Source organism: Sinomicrobium weinanense (assembly GCF_018863395.1).
GTDB classification, from domain to species: domain Bacteria; phylum Bacteroidota; class Bacteroidia; order Flavobacteriales; family Flavobacteriaceae; genus Sinomicrobium; species Sinomicrobium weinanense.
Genome location: NZ_JAHKRR010000002.1, coordinates 233,679 through 248,251, shown reverse-complemented (window position 1 = coordinate 248,251; position 14,573 = coordinate 233,679). Strand labels below are relative to the sequence as shown.

The following is a 14,573-nucleotide window of genomic DNA, read 5'->3' as shown; positions in this document are numbered from 1 at the left end:
TCAAATCAATACATTTTTGTTATAAAAGCATTTAGTGGGGCGGAAAAGCTATGTGTACTCTTTTTGAAGTATGTTAAATTATCATATATTAGCCTTCAGTTTTTGATAAAAACAGGTCATGTTGAAGCAGGTCAATAAGGGACCTGAACCTAAATTCCCCAAATGCAGGCATAGAAATGTGTTCGATAACATAAAATTTAATACAAGATTCCCAAAGAATAGCTAATTCTTCATCGACCTAAATTACTGATCCATGTCTATTTTAAGACTCTCATACCGCAAAGAAAAAGACAGCAGAATATGGTCGGATATGAAACGGGGAAGCAAGGAGGCTTTTGATCGGGTTTTTAATGAGCATATGGCCTATCTGTTAAATTATGGCAGAAGTTTTACAGGCGATCTCGACCTGTTAGAAGACTGCGCTCAGGAACTGTTTTGCAGAATATGGGTCAGACGGGATACATTAAAGGATACAGATAATATCCGTTTTTATCTTATGGCTGCTTTTCGCAAAGAACTCTTTAAAGCCCTTAAAAAAGAACAAAAGAAGAATTTCTGGAGATCCTGGATATTGCCTTCTTCCCTGCCCGGTTTTGAAGTTTCCCTGGAAACAGCAATGGTAGAAGAAGAGACCAGGCTCAGGGACCTGAACCGGCTCAAAGGAGGTTTTGCCCAGCTCAGTCCCCGGCAAAAAGAGATCATTTACCTGAAATACTACAACCAGTTGAGTTTTGACGAGATCAGTGAGGTTATGCAACTGGATAAAAAGGCGGTTTACAATGCCTTGTCGAAGGCCATGTTATCTCTTAGAAAAAATATTTCTTCAACGAGCTCCTGACAACCGATTTCAGGTACATTTTTAAAATTTTTTCAAAAATACGGGAGTAAAATACCACTTTCCGGGATTTATCAGGTAAAGGACAACCTGTAAATATTTTGAAAAAAACCGGTAAACCATATAAAGATTATAAAACGGAAGACTTCCTTACCGATGAATCCTTTATCTCCTGGGTACAAAAGAATACTTCAACCACGGACTGGGCCGGAATGTTGGATAAATACCCCCACCTGGTCCCATTTTCCGAAGAAGCAAAAAATATGATCTCGGGTTTGAAGTTTGAGCAGCGGTCTTATGACGAAAGCCGGATAGAAGATTTAAAAAAGCGCATCCGTTTTAAAACCGAAGAATTTTCTGCAAAAGAAAGGAAGGGCAAGGTGTTTTCCCTGAGCAAAAGGACAGCGGGGGCGGCTCGGAACAAATCCAAAAAACAGTATTGGCTGGTGGCGTCGATGATTGCCACTTTTATAGTGGTAGGCTCTCTTCTCACGGATTTTTTTGCAGAAAAAGACAAGCTCGAAGCCCCTTCAGATTTTGTAGTAAGAAAAACCGATAAGGGACAAAAACTTACCGTTTTTCTCAGTGATGGAACCAAGGTGATGCTCAATAGTAACAGCGAGATCACTTTTGAGGAAAAATTCAATAATACCCTGAGAATGGTGCATCTAACAGGGGAGGCATTTTTTGAGGTCGCCAAAGATACTTCGCGCCCTTTCCTGGTCGATGCAAACGGCACGGTGACCCAGGCACTGGGTACTTCTTTTAATATTGATCAAAAGGGAAAAGAAGTACAGGTTTCGCTGGTTACGGGAAAAGTGTCTGTGGCTCAGAAGGAATTCAATTACAATGAAATATTGGATCCCGGAGAACAATTGATCATAGATACCGAAGAAGGCCTTAGTGCCGAAAAACGGAATTTCGATCGTAATGAAGTACTGGCCTGGACCATCGGGGTTTTATTCTTTAAACACGAAGAGAGCAGGGAAATATTCGAAAAACTGGAAAGCTGGTATGGCGTGGAGATACAGGTGGAAAAATCCCCGGAAACAATGGCGGGATGGAGTTATTCCGGGAGTTTTCACAATGAATCCCTTGAAAATGTTTTAAAAAGTATCGGTATGGTAAAAAAATTTCATTTCAGGCTGGAAGGAACAACCGTGATCATCTTTTAAAAATAAAACCGAAAATTAACCAAAACCAAATGAATTATGAGAATACGTTCGCAGAATTACCGCCTTCGGGCAGTGCATTTTCTTAAGTGTGCCGTATTTTTCCTTGTTTTCTCTTCCTATGCCAAAGGACCGGGAACGCAGGGGAGCGATACAGGGGGAAGAAAAAGTGGGATCACCTTACAATTAAAGGACAGGGGGATTGAAGAAGCCTTTGGTCTTATTGAAAAGCATACGGATCTGAGGTTTTCGTACGACAGGAACGACCTGGACAAAAAAATAAGGCTGAATAAGAACTTTAACAGGGTGGGACTTGAGGAAATCCTGGATTATATCGGAAACACAGCTCATCTGGAATTCAGGAAGGTGAACAATGTGATCAATGTTATCAGGTTGAACCATGTGCGCCTCACAGGGAATGAGTTCCAGGAACGGACCATTACCGGAGTGGTGACCGATCCGGAAGGGATCCCCGTTCCCGGCGCCAATGTGGTAGAAATAGGGACTTCTGCAGGTACGGCAACTGATTTTGACGGAAATTTCACCCTGAAATTAACTGCAGATCATCCGAAAATAAGAGTAAGTTTCATAGGATACAAAACTATAGAGGTTGCGATAGGGGAAGCTGCACATTATAACATTGTTTTACGGGAAGATGCCCAGGCCCTGGAAGGGGTGGTCATGGTAGGTTACGGCACCCAGAAAAAAGCCGACCTTACCGGGGCGGTCTCCACCATCAGCAGTGAAAAACTGGAGAGCAGGCCTTTGGTTAACCTCGGGCAGGGGCTTCAGGGGCTGATCCCTAACCTTAATGTCAATCTGCAGAACGGTCGCCCGGGAGAAGGGGCCACCTTCAACATTAGGGGAAACACCTCCATTAATGCCAGTTCGCCATTGGTACTGGTAGACGGTGTGGTGATGGATCCTAACCTGATCAACCCTTCTGATGTAGAAAGCGTAACCGTACTGAAAGATGCGGCTTCAGCCTCTATTTACGGGGCAAGGGCAGCTTCGGGAGTGATACTGATCACCACAAAAAGAGGGCAGAAGAATACCCCGGTACAGATAAATTATTCTTCCTCTTACACGGTAACACGCCCCACCCGTATGCCAGATTACCTGAACTCCGTAGATTATATAAAAATGCACAGGGAGGCCGACAGGAACGGGCAGATATCCGGGGGGTCTACCGCTTCCACACCGTTCACGGAACGCGACCTTGAACTGGCCACCGCTTATTTTAACGACCCCGTAAATAATTCACCGGTATACGTAGACCCTGCAAACCCGTCACGCTACAGGTATGTGGGAAATACCGACTGGATAGATGTCATGTACCCCGGAACGGCCCCCATGCAGGAACACAAGCTGTCCGTATCGGGAGGGTCAGAAAAAACGTCTTATATAGCCTCCCTGGGGTATATGAACCAGAAAGGGCTCTTAAAAGTGGCCGATGATAACTTCGAACGCTATAATGCCGGCCTGAAAGTAAGCACGGAAGCTACGGACTGGCTGGATCTGAACTTCAGTATGTCCCTGAATTATACAGACAATAACCGTCCCAATACGGCCAGTCATGGCGGAACCTCCAGCGGGTGGATCAGCGGTGACCTGAGGCCCATCATGCCTGTATATCACCCCGACGGAAATTATTCCGGGCAGGGGAGCTTTACCAATATGGTAGCCATGGCAAAATTGAATGGGCGCTGGGAAACTACTGAAAATGACCTGTGGCTTACGGGAGGTTTTGTACTTAAACCTTTTAAAAATTTCAGGTGGACCACCGATTTTACCTGGAACAACTACAACTACAATGATATGCGGCATTACAAGGAATACCCGGAGTATGGCGTGGACGGGATCCTCCTTGGCACATTTCCGTGGACAACCCCAAGCAGCGTAAGGGAGGAGAACAGCAATGATTATTACACCGCGCTGAACAGCTTTATGGAATATGAAAATACCTTTGGCAAACACTATGTAAAAGGGATGATAGGATACAACCAGGAGCTGAAACAGGTCAAGTCGTTCAGCGCCACGGCAAGAAACCTGATCGACCAGGAAAAGCCGGCCATTAATCTCAACAATGACGATCGCCCCGGTGTTGGCGGCCGGCAGAGCGAATGGGCCATAAGCGGGGCCTTTTTCCGGGCGAATTACGTTTATGACGAACGTTATTTACTGCAGGTCAGCGGCCGGTATGACGGGAGTTCCCGCTTTCCCAAAGACAACCGTTTTGTATTCTTCCCCTCCGTTTCGGCGGGGTGGAGAATATCTAATGAAACCTTTTTCGAACCCTTGAAAGAAAAGGTCAATGAACTCAAAATACGTTATTCCTACGGCATGCTGGGAAACCAGGATATTGAGGACAGTTTCGGCAATTATCCGTACATACCGGTTATGGGGACGTCGAGAGGGGGGCATATCTTTGACAACCAGCGCGAGGTATTTGTAAACCCTCCCGGCCTTGTAAGCTCGGGCTTTACCTGGGAAAAAGTGTCGACACATAATTTCGGATTGGATGTCTCTGCCTTTAAAAATCGGATGCACATTAATTTCGACTGGTTTATCCGCGATACGCGCGATATGATTATAGGTGCATTCCCCTTGCCCGCCATACTCGGTACACCTCCTCCCGTGAGGAATGCTGCCGATATGAGGACCAAGGGTTGGGAACTCAGCGTGGCGTGGAGCGGTGGTATAGGTGAAGATTTTTCATATAACGTTGGTCTGGCTTTGTCCGACTATATGTCTACCATTACAAAATATGACCTGAACCCTGAGAGTATCCTGAGCGATCGGTATGAAGGGCAAAAACGGGGAGAGATCTGGGGCTATACCACCGAAGGTTTCTTTCAATCCGACGACGCGGCCGCGCAGGCCGACCAAAGCCGGATATGGGGCGGGACCTGGATGGCAGGAGATATACAATATAAGGACCTTAACGGTGACGGCATAATCGATTTTGGCGACAATACCCTGGACAACCCCGGAGACCGTTCTGTTATAGGGAATAGAACTCCGAGATACCAGTTTGGCCTTAACTTCTCTTCAAACTATAAAAATTTCGATTTCGGTTTCTTGTTCCAGGGAGTAGGGAAAAGAGATGTGGTAGTAGGAGACAATACCTTCTGGGGATTCCTCAGTGAATGGCATGTGCCCATGCAACATCACAAGGATTACTGGACACCGGAAAACCCCGATGCCTATTATCCGAGACTGAGATTTGGAGGCGGCGGGAACTTTGAGGCACAAACCAAATACATACAGAATGCTGCTTACGGAAGGTTAAAGAGCATCACCCTGGGATACAGCTTACCAGGAGAAGTACTCGATAAGATCGGGTTGTATAAGCTGAGGCTCTATGTAACCGGACAGAATCTGTTTGAAATCACACAGCTTCACAAGGCCTTTGACCCCGAGATCTTCGAGCCGAGGGAGTACCCCCTAAACCGGGGCGTTTCATTCGGAATACAAGTAGGGCTGTAAATCTTTAAATTGCGTAAAATGAGAAAACGAATAAGAATACCCGTATTATATATACTAATCGGGATGGCCATGACCTCCTGTATGAAAGACGACTTCCTGGAACGTCTCCCGGAAAGTGATCTCAGCGAACCGACATTCTTTAAGAATGAAGCAGACCTGAAATTGTATGTAAACCGCTTTTACACGGTTTTGCCCGTGGCGCATCCTGCTAACGATGACAATCGATCGGACAATCATGTACCGTCTAATATCAATACCTTCCTGGGAGGGACCTACGTGGTGCCCGTGGCTTCGGGAGGCGAAGACTGGAACTGGGAAAATATCAGGGCGGTCAATTACTTTTTGCAACGCTATCAAAGAGCGGAAGAAAGTGATGAGATAAAAGCCCGATATGCCGCCGAAGCGAAGTTTTTCAGGGCATTGTTTTACTGGAATATGGTAAAAAAATACGGAGATATTCCCTGGTTGAGCAAAGACCTCGATGAAACTTCCGAAGAACTTTACGACACTAAATTACCGCATAAGCAGGTCATGGACTCCGTTTTAGCGGACCTGAACTTTTCCGTAGATCATCTGCCTCTTGCCGGAGGAGCTGCCCGGGGGCGACTGCATAGAGATGCTGCTGCAGCCCTAAAATCGAGGATATGTCTTTGGGAAGGTACCTATAGAAAATACCACGGCCTGGGCGATGAGGCCGGGTTTCTCCGCGAAGCTGCCGAAGCATCGGAGTTGGTCATGAATTCCGGGAATTATGATATCTATTCCACCGGGAACCCTGAAAAAGACTATTACGAACTCTTTATCCAGGAAGAACTCGAGGGCAATCCCGAAACAATTATGGCCAAGAGATATATCCAGGACGAACTTATGCACAATGTCACCAGGCAACTCGGCGAAAGCGGTACCGGTTTCAGCAAGAGTTTTGTCAGGTCTTTTCTCTGTACCGATGGCCTGCCTGCCTCGCTAAGCCCGCTTTACCAGGAAGACGATTCCATTCAGGCCGAAATAGCCGACAGGGACCCCAGGTTTAAACAGCTTATTGCCACCCCGGGCTTTGTGTTCCAGGTAGGAACAGATGGTACCCCCGATGTGATAGGCCTACCCAGGATAGGGACCAGCGTTACTACCACAGGTTACCAGATCATCAAGGGACGGTCGCCCGACATTGCCCAGTGGAACGCCAACAGGTCTACACTCGACCGTTTTATTTTCCGCTATGCCGAAGTATTGCTGAATTATGCTGAAGCCAAGGCAGAATTGGGAGAGGCCGATCAATTGGTACTAGACAATACCATCAATAAGATACGCCAAAGAGTAGATATGCCCCCTATGGTTATGGGGCAACTGCGAAAAGATCCCGAATCCCCTTTTCCCGATCTTCCGGTGCTTATAGATGAGATACGTAGAGAGCGAAGAATAGAACTCGCCGCCGAAGGAATGCGGTTCGATGATCTGCAGCGCTGGAAAGCAGGGGAATTGATCAATGATCCGGAGTCCATACTCGGCATGAAACTTCATCCGGATGTAAAAGCACAATATGACCCTGGCCAGATCAGTGGGATCGTGCTGGACGAAAACGGCTATATCCGGGTATATCCCGGTGTAAATCACCGTGAATGGGACGATAAAATGTATTTATATCCTATTCCCACACAGGAATTAACCCTGAACCCGGCATTGGAACCCCAGAACCCGGGGTGGTGATCTTTTTACAGCATTTGGTTTGGGTTAGTCAGTTGTAACCCTGCCTTGCCTTAACCGGAACTAAGGGACGGTTGGCGCATCGTTAACCGTCCTTTGATCTTGTTTTACCAGGGCTGCATCATGTTGCTGTATGTAGTCCTTGCATCACGGTGCTTCATCTGGTATGGGGTACCAAAGCAGTATATTTGTATAATTGCATAACGCAGAAAAAGTATAATGGCAAAATTAAGACAGTACAGGTCGTTCCCGTTGGCTATAAAAAGTGTGATATTCGTATGGGTAGCGGTTATTTTTTCGGCATGTACTAATAAAAAAGTTCAACAACCCGAAGACTGGCTCATAGATGGCATATCCCGTCCCGCAGAAGTCATTGAAGAGGAAGGAGGACAAATAACCCTGTCCAATGGTTTGGTACAAAGGCGTTTTGTGACTTCTCCCAACGTAGCTTGTTACGATTATGTAAACCTCGTTACCGGGGAACAGCTTGTCCGGGCCGTAATGCCGGAGGCCAGGATCAGCCTTAACGGAAAAGAATATAAGATAGGAGGGCTTTACGGACAGGAAGAAAAAGCGTATTTTAAACCGGAATGGCTGGATAAAATGACCCCGGGAACAGATGATTTTCAGTATACCGGACATAAGATAAAAGAGATTGAACCACATTTTCTATGGAGATCATCAGTGTGGACAGGGCATAAAGAACTCCCCAAAGGAAAACAACTGGTACTTGATTTCGAACATGCCGATATTGAAGGGTTAACGGTACATATCCACTACGAGCTGTATGACAACATCCCCCTGACAGGCAAATACCTTACGGTCGAAAATAAAAGTGATGACCCCGTTAAGATCGACCAGGTGGTCCATGAGATCCTGGCTATGCCCGAAGAAGAATCTGCCGTGGTAGGAAGCCCTGATAAAATAAAAAAGCCCCATCATCTGTATCTCGAGAGCAATTATGCTTTTAACAATGCCATGAAAGCGGAACTCAGTGACCAGACGGCCCACTGGAAAACCGATTCCACCTATACCTCCCAGGTAAATTACGATCTGCAAACTCCGGTTCTTCTCGAGGTCTATCCGGACCGTGGTATCGGCATCGTCCTGGAACCGGGAACGGATTTTAAGTCCATACGTACCTACGAGCTGGCCCGGGACAGCTATGACCGGGAACGGAACGGGCTTGCCCGGCGAAAGATGTACCGTACCCTGGCCCCCTGGACCACGCAGAACCCGATCTTTATGCACCTGGTGAGTACCGATCCCGAACAGGTAAGAACGATCATCGACCAGTGTGCCGAAACCGGCTATGAAGGTGTGATCCTCAGTTTTGGCAGCGGACTGAATATGGAAGACACTTCCCCCGAAAATATCAAAAAGTTTAAGGAACTGGCAGACTATGCGCATGGCAAAGAGGTGCTGTTGGGTGGATATTCCCTGTTTTCCAGCAGGAGTATCGGCCCGGAAACGGATGTCATTGATCCGGAAACGAAAAAACCGGGAAGGGCTTTTTTTAACAATGCCCCCTGCCTTGCCAGCGAATGGGGACTTGATTACCTGAAGAAGATCAAATATTTTTTTGAACAGACCGGCTTTGACATTTTTGAGAATGACGGCCCTTACCCGGGGGATGTCTGTGCCTCAACCTCACATGAAGGGCACAGGGGACTGGAAGACTCGCAATGGGTGCAGATGGAGTTGCAAAAAGAACTGTATCACTGGATGAATAAAAGAGGGATCTATATCAATGCTCCCGACTGGTATTTTCTGGATGGCTCACATAAAATAGGCCTGGGATACCGCGAGGTAAATTTTGCTCTTCCCCGTGAGCGCCAGATGCTATTGAACCGCCAGAATATATATGACGGTACCTGGGAAAAAACGCCGTCGATGGGCTGGGGTTTTGTGCCGTTAACAGCCTATCACGGAGGTGGCCCCGAAGCTGTGCTGGAACCCCTTGATGAGCATTTGTCCGATTACAGACAATTGATGATGCAGTATTACGGGGCTGGTGTACAGGCTTGTTACAGAGGCCCGAGACTGTACGATACCGAAAAGACTAAAAATACGGTCATAGAAGTTATTGACTGGTACAGGAAATACCGCAGCATACTGAATGCGGATATTATTCACCTGCGTCGCCCCGACGGAAGGGACTGGGACGGGATATTACATGTAGATCCCGACGGGGAGGTCAAAGGATTGGCGATGCTCTATAACCCGTTGAATAAGGAAATAACCCGGGAGATTACACTTCCGCTTTACTATACCGGTTTACAGGGAAGTGCTGAAATAAGTATGGAAGAGGGTAAGACCGCATCCTATGACATGGATAACAAGGGCAATATCCGTATCAGGGTAACTATTCCACCCGGAGGATACACATGGCTTACGGTGCGATAGAAATATCAGTCCGGTAGCTGTATTGACTCCCGCAATATTTTTATCAAACGCTGGGCTATACGATGATGTCCTATGTCCGAAAGATGTGTTCCGTCGCTCGTAGCTTCGTGGTCGTCCCCGATCAATTTGCTGTTGGAAATGTAGAAGATGTCTTTCTCTCCGCTTTCCACAAGCTGTTTGTAAGCATCCCGGAATGCGCGGCACTGTGCTGTTACGCGTTTTCCGGTTTTCAAGTCCCAGTGGCCGTGTTCGCGGAATAAACTTTCCACCATGATCACGGGAGTATCCGGATGTGATTTGCGAAGCCTTTTAACAAAAGGGACCGTTCTGAATGCGATCTGTTCGGGCGAAGGGTTCGGAACACAATCCAGAATATAAACATCCGCATCCGATTCCCTGACAAAATCGGCTGCACCCAATTCCATCTTTCCCGACCCGCTGAAACCGAAGTTATAGACCTCGGCCTGCATTGCCCTGCCTATTATAGACGGATAAGCCATTCCCGGACGTGAGGCCGAAGCCCCCTGGGTAATGCTCGAGCCGTAGATGGCTATGCTGCGCTTCGGAAGGAACTGCGGATCAGCCTTCCGGATGGTGGCATCTTTTTCAACGCCTATGCTTACAGATCTCAGGGTGGAATACAGCGGGAGGTACATCATATAATGGCGCATCTGCCCGTCCATGTGGTCAATGATCGTAGCTTTGTTTTCCGTGCCCGAGGGCCTGGCCGAAGCCACATATTGCCAGGAACTGCCATTCCAGCCATACAGGTCCATTCCGTTAACCGTCAGCGGGCTCATGTTCCACCATATTTTATATTTTTCCAGTTCCCATTTCACTTTGATGGACCGCGAGTCTGTTTTAAACAGGATAGCGGCCCCCGCAGGGTTTTTGGCCAGTTTTTTTACAGTGGCAGGGAGGCCGTTGAGCAGCGTGGAATCCACCCGGTAAAAGGAAGCGGGGTCACCGGCTTTTGAAATTCCGGAAACAGTCAGTTCATTCCCGTTAACGTATTTGACCAGTTCTTCCTGTCCCGTCATGGAATACGGGGTTATAAATAGCAAAAGAGCAATACTGAAAATATTTTTGAAATGTAAAAGAGTAACTTTCATAAAAATGGGATTAAAAGTTGATCTTTAAAATCGAACTGTCACCCCGAACCCTTTGACAAGCTCAGGACAGGCTAAAGTCGAAGGGTTTCGGGCTGGCTAAGGCGTCTCGATTACGATCGACGTGACAGTTATTGCATGTGTTTGATATTAAATATTTTATAAAAATACGTCATTGAGAGCCCTTCGGCTGTCCTGAGCTTGTCAAAGGACCCGGGGTGACAGCTATGTAACTACTTAAAAAAATTACTCTCTGGTAATTTTCCGTATCAAATGATTGCCCAGGTCGGCCACGTAAATGACTTCTCCTGCAATGGCAACATCCGTGGGGTTGTAAAACCTTGCAGTAAAGCCGGCTCCGTCAAGAAAGCCTGAAGAAGTACCGGCGATAGTGGTCACCGCACCTTCGGAGACCAACCGTATCTTGTGGTTGGACAGGTCTGCGACCACAATATCGCCATTTTCTGCCACATCAAGGCCATAAGGGTTATTGAACTGGGCACTCAAAGCATCACCGTCAAGGGCCCCGACATCTCCCTGTCCGGCTATGGAGGTCACTTCACCATTCGTACTTATTTTTCGTATCCGGTGATTAAAACGGTCGGCTACATAGATATTTCCTTCAACATCGAGACTGATACCGGAAGGATTGGCAAAGAGGGCTTCGGATGCGTTTCCGTCCTTAAACCCGGAAACCGAACCGCTTACAGTGCTTACCATGCCGTCTGGTGAGATCTTTCGGATACGGTGGTTATTGTTGTCCGCCACGTAGAGATTACCCTGGTCATCGACATCCACATCGATGGGCTGGTTAAACTGTGCTTCCGGTACGGGGCCGTCCTTAAAGCCCCGGGGTCCCCCGGCCACCGTACTGACAATACCATCGGTACTTATTTTCCGGATGGCGTGATTATCGCGGTCGGCGACATAGATATTTCCTTCCCTGTCCACACAGGAACGCCAGGGATAGTTGAGCAGGGCCTGATCTGCCGGGCCGTCTGTGTGTCCTTTGGTGCCATTCCCGGTGATGGTGGTCACCATACCTTCGGGAGTGAGCAGGCGGATGCTGTTGTTAAACCTGTCCGTCACTACAATGTTTCCGTCCGGGGCCATGGCCACGCCTTCAGGGTTCCGGAACCGGGCGGATGTTCCCTGCCCGTCCACCAAGCCGTATTCAAGGCTTCCGGCCAGGGTAGCTACCATATAGACTTCCTGTGGGGCGATATAGTTAAATGCCGGTAAGGAGCCGGTAGCTGGCTGGCCTTGTACAACAACACCGATCTCACCTTGTCCCTCGCCTTCGGGCACTACAACTTCCAGCCGGGTTTTTGTGGCTTCCAGTACCGTGGCTTCGACCTCGTTAAAAGTAACTTTATTGTGATCCCTTGCCGTGCTGAAATTGCGGCCGTAGATCGTTATGACGTCATTTGCCTTTCCCTGACCGGGAGAAACAGACATGACCATTGGAGACAGGTCCCTTCCCGGAGTGTCATCGTCAGAATTGCAGGCGCTGCATATAACGGCGAGCACCAGGAGAAAAATATATATGTTTTTCATGTTCTCGTTTTTGGAATTAACAGACTATTGTTCAGTGACCGTAATAGCCCATCCGTTACCCACAGGCCGGGGTGTTCCGTCAGATGGCCTGTTGCGTATGTGATATACATCGGCCCGTGAATGGAGCGTAACGAAAGTAGTGGAGCCACCACCGTCAAGGTTGGCAGCATCTTTGGCCCCGAGTGCTTCAAATATATCGGTAACTTCAGATAATGTCATGCCGTTGGAATAGTCGAATTGCCTTCCGTCCACAGCGATGAAATACAATACATTGTCGTCCGTGATGCCCACAGCGGTCCGGGGATGTACGTCTTTGTTGGTAATGGACGTACGGGTATGATCTTTGATCAACAGGTCACCGCCGCCCAGGGCATTCCGGAGTTTATCCTGCATTTCCGGGTAATCGTCCGTATGCGCAATAATGATCTCACCGTCTGTGGTTGTCCCGAAAAAGGACCTGCCGGGCAGGGGAGTGGTGCGGATAGCTTCTCCGTTAATATGAACAATCCCCCGTGGCTCTCCTGTTTCCATATTAAAGAAATCGGCATTGACGGCCGCTACGGCTTTTTGTCCCGGTTCGTCCGGCCATTTCAGCATCTCGGGGACGGTCTGCATGGCATAACCGGTGCTTCCGTAGGGAGTGAGGGGGGCAAGCGATACCCCTTCGTGTTCCAGGTCTGCTTTGAGGATAAAAAGGCGCATGGTAAGCCCTTTCATGGACAGGTAATGAATGTCGGTCTCTTCCACACCGGGGGCCACAATAAAAGTGGTGTCTGTAAACACCTGGCTTACCAGTTCGGTATTTTCCGTAAGGGCCCTGGTGATCGGGGCATATTCTTTGGCGACAATCGTGGAAGTATCGTCATCGTTCTGGCAGCTTGCTGTGGACAGCATCAGGAAAAGGGCCAGGAATAAGGAGAGGTAATGTTTTATATTGGTATTCATGACTTATATTTTTTTATTTGTTGGATTAGTAACCGGGATTTTGAGTGAGATTTTCATTGAGCAGGAGTTCTGTTTCCGGAAGAGGCAACAGGGTTTCCCTGTCCATAATGCCGATCACGGATTGTGCTTTTCCGGTGCGAACAAGGTCGTACCAGCGGAAGCCCTCTGCAAACAGTTCCCTTCTGCGTTCTTCGAGGATGAGATTGAGATATTCATCTTCTGACGAGGCGTTTACCGGGCCCAGCCCCCTTGCTTCCCGGAGTTCGTTGAGCCTGTTTATGCCTTGCAGGCCCTGTGCTTCGGCACTGATGAGGTAGAGTTCGCCCAGCCTGCTGATAATCACCGGGTCTGTCCCCGTTTGTCCGCTGTAATATTTGTTCACTACGTTCAGCCCTTCGTAGATGTCAACCGAAATACCTGCCCTGAGGTCCCCGCTTTCAAACATGTTCATGGCCGCGGGATTGGGTTTATAGACATAAGACCCGCTTTGAGGATGGGCATAGGTGTAGAACAGGGTGGAAAGTGTGATACTGGACTCTTCGGTAAGGTTTTCAAAGGCGAAGATCACTTCGGAGTTGTCCTGCTTGCGGAATATTTTGTTAAAATCATCCAGCTTAAAGATCGGTGAGGTGATCAGTTGTTCCGCCAGTGATGCGGCCTCATCCATTTTTCCCTGTGCCAGTTTAACCCTGGCCATAAGAGCGGTGGCCGCTTCAGAAGAGACAAAATAAAAGTCCCCTCCGAGCCCCTGCCCGAATGATGGTGCCCCGGCTATGGCCGCTTCGAGTTCCTCTTCGACAAATTGCCATACCTCTGCTTCGGAATTCCTGGACGGTTTTTCGAGGGTATTTTCCGGGAGAATGGGTACCCCGCCGTATTTGGTGACGAGATTGTAATACAGGTAACCGCGGAAATAGTGTGCCGTAGCCTTTACTTCTTCGAGGCGCTCGTCCATGGGAAGGAGTTCAAGGCTTTGAAGAAGGGTGTTAACCTGGTAGAGCGCTGCAAAATAGCCGGACCAGGTATTGTTTACCGCAGAATGTTCGGGCCGGAGGATATTGCTGATAAAGGCATTGGTCCCTCCGCCGTTGGTAGACCCGCCACTGTTGAGGTCGCCTCCGAGAAGGTCCCCGAGAATGTAAGATTCCCGTCGCGGATCGTTCTGGACGGAATTATATACTCCTATTAAAAAGGTTTCCACGTCTTTTTCCGTCAATTCCGTACCTGCGGAGACGGCAGATCTGGAATGCAGGTCGAGCTCATTACTGCACGAAACGGAAAAAAAGACGGTCAGTATAAAGAATAGCTTTGCGTATGATTTCATCTGTTGTTTTTTATTTGTTTTAATAGGTCAGATGG

9 protein-coding genes are annotated in these 14,573 nt (G+C 48.0%); 5 read left to right on the top strand and 4 right to left on the bottom strand.

Translation table 11 applies throughout. The features are described 5' to 3' along the window. Positions 1 to 253: 253 nt before the first annotated feature. From KN811_RS06680 to KN811_RS06660, 5 genes are all read left to right on the top strand, one after another. Positions 254 to 838, top strand: a complete 585-nt coding sequence (locus KN811_RS06680; protein ID WP_187966556.1) for an RNA polymerase sigma factor — start codon at positions 254 to 256, stop codon at positions 836 to 838. Positions 839 to 936: 98 nt separating this feature from the next. Then, positions 937 to 2,010, top strand: a complete 1,074-nt coding sequence (locus tag KN811_RS06675; protein ID WP_187966557.1) for a FecR family protein — start codon at positions 937 to 939, stop codon at positions 2,008 to 2,010. A 36-nt stretch (positions 2,011 to 2,046) separates the two neighbouring features. After that, positions 2,047 to 5,496 carry a SusC/RagA family TonB-linked outer membrane protein gene (locus tag KN811_RS06670; protein WP_187966558.1) on the top strand — a complete coding sequence of 1,150 codons (3,450 nt, stop codon included), beginning with the start codon at positions 2,047 to 2,049 and terminating at the stop codon, positions 5,494 to 5,496. A gap of 18 nt (positions 5,497 to 5,514) precedes the next feature. Continuing rightward, complete coding sequence (locus tag KN811_RS06665) at positions 5,515 to 7,200, top strand: RagB/SusD family nutrient uptake outer membrane protein (RefSeq protein WP_187966559.1); 1,686 nt, start codon at positions 5,515 to 5,517, stop codon at positions 7,198 to 7,200. A 216-nt stretch (positions 7,201 to 7,416) separates the two neighbouring features. Then, positions 7,417 to 9,603 carry an alpha-galactosidase gene (locus KN811_RS06660; protein WP_216334735.1) on the top strand — a complete coding sequence of 729 codons (2,187 nt, stop codon included), beginning with the start codon at positions 7,417 to 7,419 and terminating at the stop codon, positions 9,601 to 9,603. Between the two features lie 5 nt (positions 9,604 to 9,608). Here the strand turns inward: KN811_RS06660 and KN811_RS06655 are convergent, their stop codons facing one another. The 4 genes from KN811_RS06655 to KN811_RS06640 all read right to left on the bottom strand — a co-directional run bounded on the left by KN811_RS06655 (position 9,609) and on the right by KN811_RS06640 (position 14,538). Then, positions 9,609 to 10,715, bottom strand: a complete 1,107-nt coding sequence (locus KN811_RS06655) for an SGNH/GDSL hydrolase family protein (protein ID WP_187966560.1) — start codon at positions 10,713 to 10,715, stop codon at positions 9,609 to 9,611. A gap of 243 nt (positions 10,716 to 10,958) precedes the next feature. Then, a complete protein-coding gene (locus KN811_RS06650; protein ID WP_187966561.1) occupies positions 10,959 to 12,269 on the bottom strand; it encodes an IPT/TIG domain-containing protein in 1,311 nt (436 codons plus the stop codon). Positions 12,270 to 12,293: 24 nt separating this feature from the next. Then, the gene (locus tag KN811_RS06645; protein WP_187966562.1) at positions 12,294 to 13,214 is read right to left on the bottom strand and encodes a phosphodiester glycosidase family protein; all 921 of its coding nucleotides are present in this window, start codon (positions 13,212 to 13,214) and stop codon (positions 12,294 to 12,296) included. Between the two features lie 25 nt (positions 13,215 to 13,239). Next, positions 13,240 to 14,538: a RagB/SusD family nutrient uptake outer membrane protein gene (locus KN811_RS06640; protein ID WP_187966563.1), complete on the bottom strand. Its 1,299-nt coding sequence runs from the start codon at positions 14,536 to 14,538 to the stop codon at positions 13,240 to 13,242. Between the last annotated feature and the right edge of the window lie 35 nt (positions 14,539 to 14,573).